This window comes from Luteimonas sp. YGD11-2, assembly GCF_004118975.1.
In the GTDB taxonomy this organism is placed as follows: domain Bacteria; phylum Pseudomonadota; class Gammaproteobacteria; order Xanthomonadales; family Xanthomonadaceae; genus Luteimonas; species Luteimonas muca.
The window spans coordinates 30,518-45,700 of the sequence record NZ_CP035376.1; the positions used below are offsets into that span (position 1 = coordinate 30,518).

The window sequence follows — 15,183 nt, forward strand, 5'->3', positions numbered from 1 at the left end:
CAGAACGCGTAATGCCCCGTACCAAGAAGACCAAACCTGCCCAGACGACCGCCCAGCAGCTGTCCGCCCTCATCAAGTCCGTGCGCCAGATTCTGCGCAAGGACAAGGGACTCAACGGCGATGCCGACCGCTTGCCGCTGCTCACCTGGGTGATGTTCCTGAAGTTCCTCGATGACCTGGAAACACGCAAGGCGGACGAGGCCGCGATGGACGGGCGCGACTACGATCCGCTGATCGAACCCCCATACCGCTGGCGCGACTGGGCTGCGCGTCCGGACGGTATCAATGGCGATGAGCTGCTGGCATTCCTGAGCCAGGACAAGGCGCCCGGACCGGACGGCAAGCGCCGGGCCGGTCTGTTCGCCTACTTGCGCTCGTTGGCCGACCGCGAGGCCAACGGCGGCCAGCGTCGCGTCATTTCCAACGTGTTCAAGGGCGTGCAGAACCGCATGGTCAGCGGTTACCTGCTGCGCGACGTGCTTAACAAGATCAACCAGATCCACTTCAGCAGCAGCGAGGAGATCCACACCCTCTCGCACCTCTATGAATCGATGCTGCGCGAGATGCGCGACGCTGCCGGAGATTCGGGCGAGTTCTACACCCCGCGCCCGGTGGTACGCTTCATGGTGCAGGTCACCGACCCGAAGCTGGGTGAAACCGTGCTCGACCCAGCCTGCGGCACCGGCGGCTTCCTGGTCGAGGCCTTCGATCACCTCAACCAGCAGGTCAAGGGCGACACGAAGCAGCGCGAGCTGTTGCACCAGGCCACCGTGTACGGCCAGGAGGCCAAGCCGCTGCCGTACATGCTGGCCGAGATGAACCTGCTGCTGCACGGGCTGGAGGCCCCGCAAATCGCCTACGGCAACACGCTGGCGCAGCGGCTGAACGAGATTGGCCACAACCAGCGCGTGGACGTGATCCTGACCAACCCGCCCTTCGGCGGCGAGGAAGAAGCCGGCATCAAGGCCAACTTCCCGCCCAACCTGCAGACGAGTGAAACCGCGCTGCTGTTCCTGCAGTACATCATGCGCATGCTGCGCCACAAGGATGCGCCGGTACCGGCCCACGGCCGCCTGCGCAAGGCCGGGCGCGCCGAGCGCGGCGGCCGTGCCGCCGTGGTGGTGCCCAATGGCACCCTGTTTGGCGACGGCGTGGCTGCGCTGATCAAGGAGCAGCTGCTCAAGGACTTCAACCTGCACACCATCGTGCGCCTGCCGCAGGGCGTATTCGCGCCCTATACGGACATTCCGGCCAACCTGCTGTTCTTCGAGCGCGGCGGTCCGACCAAAAATATCTGGTACTACGAGATTCCGCTGCCGGAAGGACGCAAGAAGTACTCCAAGACCGCGCCCATGCAGTTCGAAGAGTTTGCCGATTGTCTGATGTGGTGGAAGAAGCGCAAGGAGGGGCCGCAGGCGTGGAAGGTAAAGGCGACCGAGATCGCCAAGCGCGGCTACAACCTGGACCTGAAGAACCCCAATGCGAAGCGGGGCGCCGAGCATGTGCCGCCGGCGGAGTTGATCGCGAGGATGCGGGAGCATGAAGGCAGTGTCATGCGGCTGCTTTCTGAAATGGATCAGATCGTAGGCGAGGCGCTGCGGTGATCCAGAAAAGTCGATTCGGTGATCTTTTCTCAGTTGAGAAAGGTCGAATTGGAATCAGAGCGGCAACGCCAGGTGACTTTCCGCTGGTGACAACTGGCGAGGAGCATCAAACGCATTCAGAGGCTCACTTTTCTGGAGATGCGGTATGCATACCGATGGTCTCGGCGACAGGCCACGGACATGCCAGCATCAAGAGGCTACATCACATAAGTGGCAAGTTCGCTGTCGGCTCCATTCTCTGTGCTTGCATTGCCAAAGACGAGAGCCAGGTCTCGGCGAGATATGTGCATTACTGGCTAAGTGCGCGCAAGGACGATGTTCTGATTCCCTTGATGCAAGGTAGCGCAAACGTTTCGTTGAAGATTGCGGACATTTCTGGCATCGAGATTTCGCTTCCTCCGCTGGCCGAGCAGCAAGCCATCGTCGCCCGCCTCGACGCCCTGGCCGATAAGACCCGACAGCTGACCGCCCACCTCGACGCCATCGAGGCCGATGCCGACCAGCTGCTGGCCCAACAGTTCCAAGCGGCCATCGCCGATGCGCCGTATCGCCCGATGTCCGAGGTGGCACCGCTGATCAGGCGCCAAGCGGCCATCGCGCCGGAAGTGAGTTACCCGGAGTTGGGCATCCGTTCGTTTGGGAAGGGCACCTTTCACAAGCCGGCATTGCCTGGGATGGAGCTCGGCACTAAGCGGCTGTTCCGCATCGAAGCAGGGGATCTGTTGTTCTCCAACGTTTTCGCGTGGGAAGGGGCGATCGCGATTGCCGGCCCTGCGGACGCCGGACGCTTTGGCTCGCACCGTTTCATGACCTGCGTTGTTGACGAGGAGGCGGTGTTATCCAGCTTCCTGCTGTACTACCTGTTGGCACCGGAAGGCTTGGAGAAGGTGCGTGAGGCCTCTCCGGGTGGTGCAGGGCGGAATCGAACATTGGGCATCGAGAAGCTAGCAAACATCAAAGTTCCGGTTCCACCACTTGTCGCCCAGCAGGCCTTCGTTGATCTGCAAGCTACGGTCTCGTCGCTTAAGGCCCGTCACGCCGCAATCCACGACGACAATGCCGCGCTGCTGCCCGCCACGCTGGATCGTCTATTCACCTCCGCGGATTGCGGGGCATAAGAACCGATTCATCAGAGTGATTGGGTGGCTAGGATGGCGAGCAAGGTGCCGGACGTGATGCAGACGTCGTTGATTGAACGCGTGCTTAAGCAGCCTGACCAAGAATGCTGTACGTTTCCCAGCCTTTAAAGGCCAAACACGAAAGAACGAACTGCGTCAGTAGTTGTGGCTGTGTTGTATGTTGTAGCGCAATACAACATACAACATCGCAGCCTGTGCCAGGACGTGGACACTACAGGTCCTGGATCAAGCTGGACGAGGGTTTGTACCGGGCTTCAAGATGCCCATAGCGGGCACGGATGGCTTCAATCGCCTTGGCGGAAAGCTCCGGGGCGCCATCCGGCAAGGTTGGGAACAATTCCTCGCGCAGTTTGGACAACGCGTAGTTGATGAGCTGGGTTTCGTTGAGCCCGAGCATTGCGGCCATCGCCTTGACGGTCTTGCGCGTCACCGTGTTCGGTGTGTCCTTGTCCTTGAACTTCATCAGTAGTTGCGGCGTGGGCACGGGAGCTCCATATGTCTGCTTATCACATACTCTCAAGCGTGGGCATTCGCGTTAAGTCGCCCGCCCCTGTCCCGCTGTGAGCAGTGGGTGGCGTGCCATAAGATTGCCTCAGCGTACCCGCAACAAGTCACTCCATCTCGTGGTGTACGAGGGCGACAAGTGCTCCTGCCGCATGCGCCACTGGGCCGGGGTGCGCCGGTGGGCCGAGGCGAATCCCATCGTCCCCCGGCCGAAGCGCCGATTGGCCTGGTCAAGCACGGCCATGAGCTTCTCTGACCGCGGGTCCACGCCCGCGAACAGGTCGGCCTGGTAGGTGTCCTCGTGGGTCAGGTCCAGTAGACCAACGCCGGCCTTTTTGTAGGCGTAACCCTTCCGATACATCGAACGCACCAGGGCCTGGGCCACCGCCAGCACCTCACGTGTGTCGCTGGACGGGGCGATGAGCGGGATGGCGCGGCTGGGGTGGTATTGCTTGGCGCCAGGCTTGAAGGGGTTGGTGTTGAGCCACACCCACACGCCCGAAGCCTGGAGCGATCGGGCGCGAAGCTTCTCGCAAGCGCGGACGGCGAAGGTTGCCACCGCATGGCTCACGTCGTCGAGGTCCACGACCTCGCGCCCGAAGGAGCGGGAGACGACGATCTGCTGCCGGTCCGGCTCGGATTCTTCCAGCTGCGCGCAGGCAGTGCCCTGAAGCTCGCGCTGCGTACGCGCCAGTACTACGCCATAGCGGGTCCTGAGGGTGTCGGGGTCGGCCCGGGCCAGGTCCCCGGCCGTGAGGATGCCTTCGGCGCCCAGCCGGGTCGCCCACTTGCGGCCCACGCCCCAGACATCCTCCACCGCGAAATCGGCCAGCTGCGCGGCATTGCTGACCTCCTCCACGCCCTCCACCGTCGACTTTGCCCGCTTGTTGCCAAGCTTCGCCAGGGTCTTGGTCGACCCGATGCCCACGCAACACGGAATCCCGGTCCACTGGCGGATGCGAGCGCGCGCTCCGGTGGCGACTCGCACCCGCTCGTGCGCAGGGATGCCGTCGAACGACACGAACGACTCGTCGATCGAGTAGACCTCCACGGCGGGGAACAGATCCCGCAGGATCGACACCACCCGGCCCGACAGGTCCCCATACAGCGCAAAGTTGGCCGAGCGGACCTTCAGCTGCCGGCGGATGGGGGAGGGCACCTCATGGATGGGCTGGCCCATCTTCACGCCCAAGGCCTTCGCCTCGTTGCTCCGGGCAATCGCGCAACCATCGTTGTTGGACAGCACGACCACGGGCTGGCCGCGCAAGGACGGGTCGAACACCCGCTCGCACGAGGCATAGAAGTTGTTGCCGTCGACGAGGCCGAACATCGCTTCAATCCGTTGGAGATGCGGGACAGGGTAGGCCGGTCGCTCTCACCGGCTGAGACTGCCGCCCTGGCAAGGCCTTACAGACCCAGGTGGCGAAGTCCTACCCCCGCCGAGGCAAAGCCCGATGGCCACGCCTTGGCGCGTCAGGGACACTGGCCCTGCGGTTCAGGCCAATGTCCACCCGGGTGGGCCGGGAGCAGTCCCCTCCTCCGAGCGCCGATAAGCCTTCAACGCCCCTTCGGGGGCGTTGTCGTCAGCGCTTTCTGCGGAACTGCTTGCGAAACGACCAGGTCACCACGCCCCACACCTCGACCTCTTCCTCCGGGCCTACCCGGATGGGGGCGTGCTGTGGGCTTCCCGAACGCAGCTCCAGGCCCCGGGCGGTCGGCCACCACTGCTTGACGGTGTAGCCGCCCTCCCATAAGACCATGACCACGTCGCCATGCCGTGGTGTGAGCGAGCGGTCCACCACCAACGTGTCGCCGGGGAAGATGCCGAACTCCACCATCGACGTGCCCGTGTCGGCTTCGACGAAGAAGGTGGCTGCGGGGTTGCCGATCACCCGCTCGTTGAGGTCCAGATCATCGCCCTGGCCGTAGAAGTCCTCGGCCGGGGAGGGAAAGCCGCAGGTGGCGCGGAAGGGCATCACCGGCCGGGGCATCCATGAGGGGGCAGGCACGCACGCGCCCAACAGCCCAGGTGGGTCAGGCATACGGCGGGGCAGGCGGTAGACAACAGCAAGTTCAGACATGGGGGCCAGGATCCGGGGACGTCACCCGCTCAGGGCGGGCCAACAGAGTAGGAGCCCGGGCCCGGCAAGGCCATTAGCATTTCGCTGAATGGGGCGCCCCCTTGGCAAGGCAATGCCGCCTACCACGACGGTCGAGCTTACCTCGAGCCTGCAGGGCCGGAGGCAGTAGCGCTGAGCGTTGAAGGCGACGCTGGCCTAACGAGTGGATGGCTAGGGTGGGCGGCACTATCTGCCAGGAGCTTCTCCATGCCCGACAACCCCAATGATCGTGGTTCGCAGGACCGGTCCCGTATTTCCATGGAGCAGGATCACGAGGTGCGTTACTGGACGGAGAAGTTCGGGGTGGACCGGCAGCGCCTCCAGGACGCAGTGAACGCGGTAGGCAACTCGGCCGAGGCTGTGGAGAACTATCTGGCCGGCCGCTGAGCCGAGCTCGCCCACGCGATGACCGCTTGGCACTCGGTCGGCCCCATGAGGCCGATGTGGGCTTGGCGCTCTGAAAGCCGAAGGGCTGCCGCCAGTTCCGGGTAGACAGCAGAGCGAGAGCGTCCACCGCCTTGCCACAACGGGTCTAGGGCTCTATGCGCCAAGCTCCGCCAATGGCGGGTGTCGGCGTCGGCCAAGGTGCCCAACGGCCGGGTGGTGCCTTGGCAGCACCGAATGAAGGCGTCGCAGGGTTCGCACTTCCACGCCGGGCCCCAGTCCGCGGGGTAGGGATAGCCCGGCTCCTGCCAGCGCAGCAACACGGCCGGCTGCTGGCAGTAGGGACAAAGGACGCTCACCCGGGGCGTTCGATGACTCGATCCGTCCACTCGTCGGGCACCGCATAGCCCGCATCGTCGCAGTCGGCCGTCAGCTCGAACAGTTCGACGCGAAGCGCGTCCAGGTCTTCCGGGGCGGCTTGAGCTAGCAAGGCCTGCTCCTGCTCGGAAAACCACCGCCAGAACTCGCCGTAGGTCTTGCCATACCAGTGCGCGGGACGCGTGGCCAACTGGAAGTCGTGGAGGGCTTTTTTCAGTGCGTCGTCCATCGGCCTACTATAGACGCGAGACCCCGTCTCTGGAGGACCCTATGGCCACGCTCCAAGCCCTCACGGCCCAGCTCGACGAACTGGAAGCCAGCCTGCCCCAGCTCATCGCAGATCACCCCGACGACGGGGACTTTTGGATGGCGTTCGCCGGGGTGGCCGACGTCATCGAAGACCAGGCGGGCGAGCACTGCCAGGCGGTGGGGAAACGACTGGCGGCCATGCTGGCACAGCACGGGCGCTACATGTCCTACATGGAGCTCGACTGCGAGGACGACTGAATGTGCTACTCCGCCCAAGTGTTCGCCGGATTCCGCAAGTTCCAGCGCCAGACCGGCTCGAAGATGGCCATTCGGGACTACGTGAAGCTGTTCTGGCGGGACATGGGTAAGGACCCCCATGCCAAGCGCCCGAAGGTGCCTCGGGCCATGGAAATCGATGTCCTCCAGTTCGGGCCCGACGAGGTCGCCGAGCTCATCCGGGCGTGGGACGCGGACGAGATGACGAATCTGTCCCAGGAGCTGTTCAAGCAGAAAAAGCGGGTGGCCGACGGGCAGCGCAAGCTGCTGGAAAAAGTCACCAAGAAGGCCCAGGACGACGTGCGCATTGGCACGGACAAGATGGCCCGGATCCAGGCCCGCATCGACGCGCTCAAGCGCACCGAGCCCAAGCCCAGCGACTCGCGGATCTTCCCCGGCTACTTCGTACCGGTCATGGTCATGGAAGACGGGGAGCGGGTGGTCAAGCCGATGCGCTACCAGTGTCGGCCTGCTGGAAAGCCCGCGTTCTACGACACCAAGTTCCCGGGCACCTACAACGCCCGGCGGGACAACCTCGAAGGCTTCTGGAAGGATCTCTTCGGCCAGCAGCATGGCCTGATGGTGGCCGACGTGTTCTACGAGAACGTGGAGGTGGACGGCAAGAACCAAGTGCTGGCCTTCACGCCGCGCGACCATGAACCCATGCTCATCGCCTGCCTTTGGTCGAAGTGGACGGATCCCAAGGGCGAGCATCCAGACTTGTTGTCGTTCGCCGCCATCACCGATGAGCCCGAGCCCGAGGTGGCCGCCGCAGGCCACGATCGGACCATCATCAACATCCGCCCCGAGCACGTCGATGCCTGGCTCAATCCTGGCAAGAACCTGGCGGCTATGCAGGCCATATTCGACGACAAGCGGCACCCGTATTACGAGCACCGACAAGCAGCTTAGGCGTGCCTGTAGTAGGGATTGCTCAAGACATATCCGCATGCATGCTCAAGGCGCCTACGCGAGCTGCTCATGCAAGCATGAAGTCGTCGAGGACGCATGAGTGATTGCGGACAGTATCCGGGATAGGGTCGAGGCAGCTTCCGACTCGAAGCGGTCGTTCGCTAGCCATCCGAGGACCTATCGCGCTGCTAACTTAGTCGGCCAACGTGTCGTGTGTCAGGTGGGTCCCCTAACCATCGATGTCATTTTCTCCCTTGTAGCGTCCGTTGCTTAAGACGGCCGCATACGCGGCCCAGTCGATAGCCGGAACGCTGCCCAAGGACTGTAGTTTCGACAGCAAGCGAAATAGGAAGAGAATCAACGCGCCATCGCTTGGATACACGCTCAGGCTGCCATTGAATGTGTCAAAGGCGCCGTCTTCGAGCGCACACCCGCAATCCAGGTGTTCGTCCACGGTGTCCGGCAGGTTCTTCTCGAACGTAGGGCCCAGTCCATCAGCCCAGCTCGAGCGCGGTGCCACTAGCCCGGCCACGATGGGGAACGGGGGCTTGGAGGGGAACACGCCCCCAGCATGGGCGATGGGGACTGACGTACGCAGCAACTTGCGCACCGAAGCGGCCTTCTGCCCTGCGTACCCGAAGTAGCTTTTGTCGAAGTGCGGCTTGGATTCGAATACCGCGTACACCGCCTCCGCCGGGACATAGCGATGCCGCTGCTGATCGAGCAACGTCGGAGTGAAATGCCGATCGAAGATTATGATATCGATCTGTTCACTGCTTCCCCCGGCGCTGTCAATAACAAAGCCGGTCTCGACCTTATAGCGGTCGGGCAAGTATGCGCGGAAGACCTCGATCCAGTTGTCTTCATTGACGCTACCCTGGGTGCCCGAATGACTGATCGATTGAGAGGCACGGCGAATCTTCAGTGCGAGGTCGTCCTGTACTCCAACGAACGCATCACGAAGCCAGGCGGTATCGTCGATTGGGTGGGTCATCTGCAACGTCCTTGTTACGACTTAGGGAACTTGGGGCCGAAGAGCGTGCGCCAAGCATCGAGTGCTTGGCCGTTCTTGCCTTGGCGAGCCAGGTTTATCGCTAGTGTGACCTCCCGAGCAGCAGCCTCGAGCAGGGTCTTGGCGCGTGCCTTGCGGGCCGCATCCATGCTGTCGCTCACTGGCGGACCCAGCCCGGCCGGGTCGGGCCACGTGTCGTGAATGCGCGTAGCCAACGTAGCGAAAAGGCCTTGGAACTCGTAGTCGAATCTGCCACCCCAGCCACCGTGCAGGCAGTCCAGCGCCATGACCTCGAGGAGGAACGATGGCTTCACGGGCTTCTCGCCGTGCTTGGGGTTGTTGTTCCAGTACTTGAGCATTCGCACAATGCCCTTCCACTCGCCCGAGTACGCCTTGTTGGCAGCGGTTGCTTTTGTCGCATGTTTCTCCGGGTTGGTCTTGATCCACGCTCCCGACGCAGTGTCGGGGATCTCGTAGTCATCGCCGGCGCGGAAGGCCGGAATCACGTCCACGCTCAGAATGCGATAGTGGGTGTTGTCGTCCGAATCCACGTCAACGCCGAAATCTACGTTGAGCGAGCGTGACTGTTTGCTGACCTTCTCATGCCCGTACTTTTCCACAAGCGCAGTGTAGAAGGCATCGATCACCTCAGACGGTGCCTTGTCGCGATAGCCGCGCTCGCTGTCGGCCAGCTCGAAGAAGATGTCGACGTCCTTGAGCGGCTTGGTCTTGGTGTAGCGCGCGTAAGATCCGGTCAAAAAGTCACGATCGACCTTGAACTTGCTGTTGATGTGTTCACGCACCTCCGTGTGCCTGGCGATGGCATTCTTTTTCTCGTTCTCGTTCAGCTCCAGTCGCGACCGGAATTTCCGAAAGGCGTCATCCAAGCTGATCATCCTGTCTTTCTCCAGTAGGTGGTATTGGCACCCAGGCCCTGGTGCTCGACGGTGGTCCCTAGGCTCTGCGGCACCATCCCGGCCGTCGAATAGCCAGTAGCATCGCCCCAGCCGACCACGTCCGGCGCGCCAGGCGCGACGATGAGCAAGAGCGAGTAGCGGCACTGGCTCGGCACCAGCCCCGCCTTTGTGATCGCGTAGCGAAGCTGAGTCGTGTCGGTCCAGAACGATCCATCACCGCCGGTCCAGCCGTAGCTGATTTCCAGGTCCCAGCGGAACACCATCGTGTCCGTTTTCGGGTCGATGATCTGCAGCTTCACCGAGCGCAGGTGCTGCGACTCCATCCAGGCGGTGAGGGCGCGCAGGTTGCTTTCCTTGTTCTGCACGAACTTCTGCGGATCCAGTCCACTGAAGAGCAGGATGTCCTTGAGGCTCTTAAGGATGTTGTCGGCCACGTAGCGGACGGAGTGCGTGTACGAGTAGACGCTGACGGTGGTCATTTCAGCAGGCCCTCGAGGTCGAGGGTCAGCGCGTTGCCAGTCGACGCCGCCGGTGTGCTGTCGGCAACCTCGAAACCGTCGGTGGTGTCTCGCGCAGTGATGCGCTTGCTCGATCCAGCCAGCGCACGCTGCACCCACTCGAGGTCCTCAGCTTGGCACGGCAGCGATACTGACCAGTCGCCCTTCAACGGGTCGAAGCCCAGCGCATCTTCGCTTGCCTCCGCCTCGTCGAGCGCGTCTTCATCGTAAATACAATACAGCCGGGTGCGCGGACCGTCACAGGTCACCACAATCGGGGTCTGGCGCATGGAGCCGTCGCCGATCACACTCGCGACGATGCCGGTGACAGCCTCAAGCTCCGCGGCTGCGGTGGCGTTATTGTCCCGCGTTAGCAGCGCCATGATGAAACGCCAGGTGGCAATCGAGTCCCGATACGGGATGCTGCGGATGGTGCGGCGAACGGTGCTCATCGCTGCAGGCCCCCGTCGACGCGCACCCGGCGGGCCCGGTCAAGCGCGGCGCGCAGCACCGGAACAGTGAGCTTGTTGGGATCAAGCGCGATGTCCAGCGAACTACTCAGCGCCGCCGCCACCGTCTTGCGGATGGCGCGCCCGTCCAACCCCACCGCCGCATCGGCGCAATCGCCGATGCTCGCGGATCTCGCGAGCGCTGCTACCTCAGGGTAGGTTGCCGCCAGCCCCTGCAGGCACTCGATGAGGATCTGCCGGCAGGCCGTGGGATCGGGGAGCGGCACCTCCAGTACCAGGTCGCAGCGCGAGGTGAAGGCGCTGTCGACCGCCTTCGGGAAATTGCTGGTTGCCACGAACAGAAGGTCCGGGTGCTGCTGCGCGAGGGCGTCCAACTGGATCAGCACGGCGTCGGTGGCGCGGTGAGCATCGATCGGATTGGCATCCATGCTCATCTTTGAGCGGTCGGCGGCCAGCGTCTCGACTTCGTCCAGCAGGACGATCGTGGGACCCCGCAGCGCCGCCTCGGCGATACTCTTGGCGAAGAGGTCCGTGACGGCGCGTTGACTCTTGCCCAGCATGGCGCTGGTGAGCGAGTGTGGCTCGACTTCGAGGAGCCGGAAGGGCTGACCCTTGAAGGACTCAGCGATCCGGTGCGCCAGACCGCGTGCTAGGGAGGTCTTGCCCGTCCCCGGGGGGCCAACCAACAAGATCACTCCGTGGAGCGGAAGCACGGTTCGGGCCACCTTGCGGCGCACGGTGAAATTCAGGACGGCCTGCCCGAGCAACTGCTGCTTGAGCGACTCCTCCAGAACGATCGAGTCCCAGAGCGCCCCTAGTTCCGGATCGGGTAGGGGGCGATCGACGTGGATGCCCTTGGCGGCATCCTGCGGTACGGCGGCGAGGTGGGTCATGCGAAGTCCTTCGAGGTCGCGGGATTCACTCAACCCGGCGGGCGGCGACATTGCCACTGCAGCACAGGCACTTGTAGTAGGGGCCGTAGCGGCCGTCGATGCGGTCACCGAGCGGGCCGTTGCAGTTCGGGCACATCAGCCCCTCCCCGCGGTGCCACAGCCAGAACCGGTAAAGCGGCCCGAGCGCCATTCCGCTGGCCAGAAGGATGCCGCCAAGTAAAACCCACCGGGGGAAGGCCGTCAGCCCGGCCAGCAGGGGCGAGGCTCCGATGTCCTTCAGGACCCACGCCAGCACGAATGAGAGCGCCAGGACCACGCCCGGCGGTACCAATACCCGAAAATACATCCAGTCCTGCCGATCCATTACCCTTGCTCCTGTGGTCCAGGCGATCGGGACGCGGTCACCTGCGTCATCCGGTATAGGTCTGGCCGGTCTCGTAACTCGAGATTCGCCGGACCCGTCAGGATCTAAGGCTCCACGGAAGGGCGGAATCCCATGCCGCGTCCGAAATGGGCATCGGGTGGAGCCGTACCATATGAAGGAGGGAGGATTGGCGGATTCGGCAGACGTACGTGTGGCCAGCGGTGGCGTCGAACAGGGCGACGCCCTTGACGCGATCACTGAGCAGGATCTGCGCTACCTAGGCGCGGTCGCTGCACGTCTGTGCATGGGCGACACCATTTCGGCAGAAGACTTGATGAACGAGGCCCTCGCGCGGACCTTGGCCGGTGACCGGACCTGGCGCGACGACCTGCCGCTACGGACGCAGCTGATCAGCACGATGAAGAGCGTGCTGAGCGCTTGGCGCAAGGCCAGAGCCAGAAACCCGGAAGTGCAGTGGAATGACGCGATCGACGCACTGGACTTGGATGGCGACGAGGACATGGCAGCATGTGAGCCCTTCGAGGCGCGGCTGCAAGAGGAGCTCCAAGAGATTGACGCGTTGCTCGCCAACGATCCAGGGGCAAGAGATTTGATGTATGCCGCCATGGAAGGGTTTGCTAGAGCTGAATTGGAAGAAGTGACCGGATTGACCGCCAGCGAGATCATCGCCGCACGTGAGCGCATCAAGCGCCTACTGGCCAAACGGGAGAACTGACATGAGTGGCAGTGAACGCCCGTCGCAGCAGTACCAGCGTCTGCTGGACTACTTACATTCGGACATTGAAGACCTGCCGCTAGATGCGGAACCGGTTGCGATCGATAGGGGTGCCGTGCTCGCCGCAGCGAGAAAACGAGCCGGGAGAATTCGATTCTTGCGTGCTCGCGCAGAAATGGAAGCTGCTAGAACACGATCATCGCAGACAAAACTATCCGATCAGGTCATTCGAAAGGCGCGCGAGATCTTGGATCAGATAGTTCAAGGTGACGCCGGATCCCTAAAGAAGTTCTCATTGGCATTCCGCAGCGGAAAAGCACTTCCAGACGACGAGGTGCTGTCGATCCTTAGTGAGTTTCAAGCACTTGGACATGACTTGGATGCTATCGCACAGAGGTTACGCGATTGACTACTCCGGATGCCCTGCTTCGATCGCTTGGGGTTGATTCGCCGGATGACATTGACCTGGAGACGATCGCTTGGAGCTGCGGATTGGCTGTTCGATATACATCGCTGAATGGCTGCGATGCTCGTATCGTCGGTATGGGGGATCGGGGCGTTCTCACGGTCAACTCGAAGCAAGGGCTTGCGCGGCAGCGGTTCTCGATTGCCCATGAGTTGGGTCATTGGCAGCTTCACCGCGGCCGCCTGACGCTTTGTCGAGCCGAAGAAATCGAAGGCTCAGCATCCGAAGCCCGGGGTCTTGAAGTAGATGCCGATCGCTTTGCCGCCGCCCTGCTCATGCCCCGCTTCTTGTTCGAGCCCGCGGCCGCGGCGCTCGACCGTAAACCCCCATGGACGATGGTTGAGTCTCTTTCGAGCCTGTTCCAGACCAGCCTGCTGGCCACAGCATTGCGCGTAATCGCGTTGGACCTTTGGCCGGGATGGCTCGTATGCCATACGCGCACCGGCCGGCCCTTCGCTTTCAAGGCGCCCACTGCGGAGGACGTCGGACGACCGATGATCGCTGTGGATTATCGTTCCGGTGCCTTCGACATTCTGCACGCTGGCGCTTCGGTCGTGCGCTCGCGACAACTGCCGGGGGACGCCTGGTTCTCCGGCGCTCAGCGCCGTATCGCCACCGAACATAGCCGGGCATATTCGCCGGACCGCGCGCTTACATTCGTGCGTCTCGATTAGAGCCGTGCAATGCGCTGCAAACCACTCTTGAAGAGCTATAGTACGCGTTCATTATCCTTGGGTCGTTGACGATCGGAATCCTCCACCCAACTCCTTTCCGCTCGTCGGCGATAGCAGGCATCGCTTTGCTTGGGGTAGAACGTGCCAACTGTTGATAACGCTTTAACGGCCGCTCTTGGCCGAAAGGGGGCGGGGCAAGTGATTAGGGCGCATTATCTAGGGTACGCGATCGCGTTCAGCGTACCCGCAACAAGTCACTCCATTTCGTGGTGTAGAGGGTCGGCAGGGATTCGTGTAAAAACGGGCCGAATCCTGCCTAAGTTGATGTATCCAAACGAGTTGCGGGACTAGACCATGTCGCGTGGTGGGACTACATCCTCACGGTCGTGCCGCGGCAATGTGACCGAGGCCAAGGCTGCGATCGCGACCAGCCCCGCCGACACCATCAAACAGGCGGCCAATCCAAAGCGCTGGAACACCCAGCCAGACAGCACCGTGCCCAGCAACCGGCCCATCGCGTTGGCCATGTAGTAGAAGCCGACATCGAGCGAGACGCCGTCCTCGGCCGCATAGCTGACGATCAGGTAGCTGTGCAGCGAGGAGTTGATCGCGAACAGCACACCGAACACGGTCAGTCCCGCGATCAGAACCAGCTGCGGCGAATGGCCCTGCAGCAACAGCATCGCCATCGCCGCAGGCACCAGCGCGAGTACGCTCGCCCAACCCAACGCGGAACGGCCATCGGGCACCTTGCCGCTTCGGCGGCCGGTGACGTACGGCGCGAGCGATTGCACCACGCCATAACCGATCACCCAAGCCGCGAGAAAGCCGCCGACCTGCCAGTGGTCCCATCCCAGCGAGGTGGCCAGGAATACCGGCAGGGCCACCACGAACCAGACGTCGCGGGCGCCGAACAGGAACATGCGGGCGGCCGACAGCTGGTTGATCGCGCGGCTCTTGGAAAAGATGTCTCGGAACTTCGGCTTGGCTTTCGCTTTCCCCAGGTCACGCTTCAGCAGCACCATGCTGAGCAGCCACACAACTGCCAAGCCGGCCGCCATGATCGCGATCGCCGGCGCGAAGCCGACGGCGGTAAGCAGCGCACCGCCCAGGAAGAAGCCCACGCCCTTGAGCGCGTTCTTCGAGCCGGTCAGCGCAGCGACCCAGCGGTACAGTGCCCCTTGTTGATCGTTGGGCACCAGCAGCTTGATGCTGCTCTTGGCGCTCATCTTGTTGAGGTCCTTGGCGATGCCCGATAGGGCCTGCGCGGCCATTACCCACGGCACCAGCAGCCATGCGGTCGGCACCAGCAGCATCGACAAGGCCACCACCTGCAGGGCCAGGCCGATGTTCATGGTGCGGTTGAGCCCCACGTGCGCACCGAGCCAGCCGCCAACGAGATTGGTGATCACCCCGAAGATCTCGTAGAACAGGAACAGCATCGCCACCTGCAGCGGACTGTAGCCAAGCTGGTGGAAATGCAGCACCACCAGCATGCGCAAGGCGCCGTCGGTCAGGGTGAACGCCCAGTAGTTGCCGGTGATCAGCAGGTACTGGCGCACGTCCGGGGAGAGGCGCGCGAGCATGG

General features: G+C 62.8%; 19 protein-coding genes. 8 read left to right on the top strand and 11 right to left on the bottom strand.

All coding sequences use genetic code 11. The features are described 5' to 3' along the window. Nucleotides 1–11: 11 nt before the first annotated feature. On the top strand, nucleotides 12–1,604 hold the full coding sequence (locus ERL55_RS00135) for a class I SAM-dependent DNA methyltransferase (RefSeq protein WP_129134621.1): 1,593 nt from the start codon (nucleotides 12–14) through the stop codon (nucleotides 1,602–1,604). Further along, nucleotides 1,601–2,722 carry a restriction endonuclease subunit S gene (locus tag ERL55_RS00140; RefSeq protein ID WP_129134622.1) on the top strand — a complete coding sequence of 374 codons (1,122 nt, stop codon included), beginning with the start codon at nucleotides 1,601–1,603 and terminating at the stop codon, nucleotides 2,720–2,722. Before ERL55_RS00135 ends, ERL55_RS00140 begins: the two co-directional genes overlap by 4 nt. Before the next feature lie 232 nt (nucleotides 2,723–2,954). Here the strand turns inward: ERL55_RS00140 and ERL55_RS00145 are convergent, their stop codons facing one another. The 3 genes from ERL55_RS00145 to umuD all read right to left on the bottom strand — a co-directional run bounded on the left by ERL55_RS00145 (nucleotide 2,955) and on the right by umuD (nucleotide 5,223). After that, nucleotides 2,955–3,206, bottom strand: a complete 252-nt coding sequence (locus ERL55_RS00145; protein WP_129134623.1) for a hypothetical protein — start codon at nucleotides 3,204–3,206, stop codon at nucleotides 2,955–2,957. A gap of 129 nt (nucleotides 3,207–3,335) precedes the next feature. Further along, nucleotides 3,336–4,577 (bottom strand): Y-family DNA polymerase, encoded by a 1,242-nt coding sequence (locus ERL55_RS00150; protein WP_129134624.1) that lies wholly within the window; start codon nucleotides 4,575–4,577, stop codon nucleotides 3,336–3,338. A 253-nt stretch (nucleotides 4,578–4,830) separates the two neighbouring features. Next, the gene (gene umuD / locus ERL55_RS00155) at nucleotides 4,831–5,223 is read right to left on the bottom strand and encodes a translesion error-prone DNA polymerase V autoproteolytic subunit (protein ID WP_129137119.1); all 393 of its coding nucleotides are present in this window, start codon (nucleotides 5,221–5,223) and stop codon (nucleotides 4,831–4,833) included. 351 nt (nucleotides 5,224–5,574) lie between these two features. Here umuD and ERL55_RS00160 point away from each other — a divergent pair, with 351 nt between their 5' ends. Continuing rightward, entirely contained in the window at nucleotides 5,575–5,754 is a 180-nt protein-coding gene (locus ERL55_RS00160; protein WP_053505321.1) for a DUF3606 domain-containing protein, read from the top strand. A gap of 352 nt (nucleotides 5,755–6,106) precedes the next feature. Here ERL55_RS00160 and ERL55_RS14795 read toward each other — a convergent pair whose 3' ends face one another. Further along, entirely contained in the window at nucleotides 6,107–6,358 is a 252-nt protein-coding gene (locus ERL55_RS14795; protein WP_164972074.1) for a hypothetical protein, read from the bottom strand. A 41-nt stretch (nucleotides 6,359–6,399) separates the two neighbouring features. Here ERL55_RS14795 and ERL55_RS00170 point away from each other — a divergent pair, with 41 nt between their 5' ends. Both ERL55_RS00170 and ERL55_RS00175 read left to right on the top strand, forming a co-directional pair. Further along, on the top strand, nucleotides 6,400–6,636 hold the full coding sequence (locus ERL55_RS00170; RefSeq protein WP_129134625.1) for a hypothetical protein: 237 nt from the start codon (nucleotides 6,400–6,402) through the stop codon (nucleotides 6,634–6,636). Further along, nucleotides 6,637–7,566 (top strand): SOS response-associated peptidase family protein, encoded by a 930-nt coding sequence (locus tag ERL55_RS00175; RefSeq protein WP_129134626.1) that lies wholly within the window; start codon nucleotides 6,637–6,639, stop codon nucleotides 7,564–7,566. It abuts the gene before it with no gap. A gap of 229 nt (nucleotides 7,567–7,795) precedes the next feature. On the opposite strand, the gene ERL55_RS00180 is transcribed toward ERL55_RS00175, so the two are convergent. Genes ERL55_RS00180 through ERL55_RS00205 form a run of 6 tightly spaced genes read right to left on the bottom strand, consistent with a single transcriptional unit; the run spans nucleotide 7,796 to nucleotide 11,719 of the window. Next, nucleotides 7,796–8,560, bottom strand: a complete 765-nt coding sequence (locus tag ERL55_RS00180; RefSeq protein WP_129134627.1) for a DUF6602 domain-containing protein — start codon at nucleotides 8,558–8,560, stop codon at nucleotides 7,796–7,798. Nucleotides 8,561–8,574: 14 nt separating this feature from the next. Beyond that, nucleotides 8,575–9,474, bottom strand: a complete 900-nt coding sequence (locus tag ERL55_RS00185) for a CBASS oligonucleotide cyclase (RefSeq protein ID WP_129134628.1) — start codon at nucleotides 9,472–9,474, stop codon at nucleotides 8,575–8,577. Continuing rightward, complete coding sequence (locus tag ERL55_RS00190; RefSeq protein WP_129134629.1) at nucleotides 9,471–9,974, bottom strand: HORMA domain containing protein; 504 nt, start codon at nucleotides 9,972–9,974, stop codon at nucleotides 9,471–9,473. The genes ERL55_RS00185 and ERL55_RS00190 overlap by 4 nt, the downstream gene beginning before the upstream one ends. Beyond that, the gene (locus ERL55_RS00195; protein ID WP_129134630.1) at nucleotides 9,971–10,444 is read right to left on the bottom strand and encodes a hypothetical protein; all 474 of its coding nucleotides are present in this window, start codon (nucleotides 10,442–10,444) and stop codon (nucleotides 9,971–9,973) included. The genes ERL55_RS00190 and ERL55_RS00195 overlap by 4 nt, the downstream gene beginning before the upstream one ends. Then, nucleotides 10,441–11,355: an AAA family ATPase gene (locus ERL55_RS00200; protein ID WP_129134631.1), complete on the bottom strand. Its 915-nt coding sequence runs from the start codon at nucleotides 11,353–11,355 to the stop codon at nucleotides 10,441–10,443. The genes ERL55_RS00195 and ERL55_RS00200 overlap by 4 nt, the downstream gene beginning before the upstream one ends. A 25-nt stretch (nucleotides 11,356–11,380) precedes the next feature. Continuing rightward, complete coding sequence (locus ERL55_RS00205) at nucleotides 11,381–11,719, bottom strand: hypothetical protein (protein ID WP_129134632.1); 339 nt, start codon at nucleotides 11,717–11,719, stop codon at nucleotides 11,381–11,383. A 187-nt stretch (nucleotides 11,720–11,906) separates the two neighbouring features. Here ERL55_RS00205 and ERL55_RS00210 point away from each other — a divergent pair, with 187 nt between their 5' ends. Genes ERL55_RS00210 through ERL55_RS00220 form a run of 3 tightly spaced genes read left to right on the top strand, consistent with a single transcriptional unit; the run spans nucleotide 11,907 to nucleotide 13,595 of the window. Further along, on the top strand, nucleotides 11,907–12,455 hold the full coding sequence (locus ERL55_RS00210) for a hypothetical protein (RefSeq protein ID WP_129134633.1): 549 nt from the start codon (nucleotides 11,907–11,909) through the stop codon (nucleotides 12,453–12,455). Between the two features lies 1 nt (nucleotide 12,456). Next, nucleotides 12,457–12,864: a hypothetical protein gene (locus ERL55_RS00215; protein WP_129134634.1), complete on the top strand. Its 408-nt coding sequence runs from the start codon at nucleotides 12,457–12,459 to the stop codon at nucleotides 12,862–12,864. Further along, entirely contained in the window at nucleotides 12,861–13,595 is a 735-nt protein-coding gene (locus tag ERL55_RS00220; RefSeq protein WP_129134635.1) for an ImmA/IrrE family metallo-endopeptidase, read from the top strand. The genes ERL55_RS00215 and ERL55_RS00220 overlap by 4 nt, the downstream gene beginning before the upstream one ends. Nucleotides 13,596–13,942: 347 nt before the next feature. On the opposite strand, the gene arsJ is transcribed toward ERL55_RS00220, so the two are convergent. Then, complete coding sequence (gene arsJ / locus ERL55_RS00225) at nucleotides 13,943–15,181, bottom strand: organoarsenical effux MFS transporter ArsJ (protein WP_206733334.1); 1,239 nt, start codon at nucleotides 15,179–15,181, stop codon at nucleotides 13,943–13,945. Between the last annotated feature and the right edge of the window lie 2 nt (nucleotides 15,182–15,183).

Coding starts and splice junctions, on each gene's coding strand:
- ERL55_RS00160 (WP_053505321.1), top strand. CDS start 5,575: ATGCCCGACAACCCCAATGATCGTGGTTCGCAGGACCGGTCCCGTATT.
- ERL55_RS00135 (WP_129134621.1), top strand. CDS start 12: ATGCCCCGTACCAAGAAGACCAAACCTGCCCAGACGACCGCCCAGCAG.
- ERL55_RS00205 (WP_129134632.1), bottom strand. CDS start 11,719: ATGGATCGGCAGGACTGGATGTATTTTCGGGTATTGGTACCGCCGGGC.
- arsJ (WP_206733334.1), bottom strand. CDS start 15,181: ATGCTCGCGCGCCTCTCCCCGGACGTGCGCCAGTACCTGCTGATCACC.
- ERL55_RS00195 (WP_129134630.1), bottom strand. CDS start 10,444: ATGAGCACCGTTCGCCGCACCATCCGCAGCATCCCGTATCGGGACTCG.
- ERL55_RS00170 (WP_129134625.1), top strand. CDS start 6,400: ATGGCCACGCTCCAAGCCCTCACGGCCCAGCTCGACGAACTGGAAGCC.
- ERL55_RS00185 (WP_129134628.1), bottom strand. CDS start 9,474: ATGATCAGCTTGGATGACGCCTTTCGGAAATTCCGGTCGCGACTGGAG.
- ERL55_RS00180 (WP_129134627.1), bottom strand. CDS start 8,560: ATGACCCACCCAATCGACGATACCGCCTGGCTTCGTGATGCGTTCGTT.
- ERL55_RS00200 (WP_129134631.1), bottom strand. CDS start 11,355: ATGACCCACCTCGCCGCCGTACCGCAGGATGCCGCCAAGGGCATCCAC.
- ERL55_RS00175 (WP_129134626.1), top strand. CDS start 6,637: ATGTGCTACTCCGCCCAAGTGTTCGCCGGATTCCGCAAGTTCCAGCGC.
- ERL55_RS00145 (WP_129134623.1), bottom strand. CDS start 3,206: ATGAAGTTCAAGGACAAGGACACACCGAACACGGTGACGCGCAAGACC.
- ERL55_RS00190 (WP_129134629.1), bottom strand. CDS start 9,974: ATGACCACCGTCAGCGTCTACTCGTACACGCACTCCGTCCGCTACGTG.
- ERL55_RS00150 (WP_129134624.1), bottom strand. CDS start 4,577: ATGTTCGGCCTCGTCGACGGCAACAACTTCTATGCCTCGTGCGAGCGG.
- ERL55_RS14795 (WP_164972074.1), bottom strand. CDS start 6,358: ATGGACGACGCACTGAAAAAAGCCCTCCACGACTTCCAGTTGGCCACG.
- umuD (WP_129137119.1), bottom strand. CDS start 5,223: ATGCCCTTCCGCGCCACCTGCGGCTTTCCCTCCCCGGCCGAGGACTTC.
- ERL55_RS00215 (WP_129134634.1), top strand. CDS start 12,457: ATGAGTGGCAGTGAACGCCCGTCGCAGCAGTACCAGCGTCTGCTGGAC.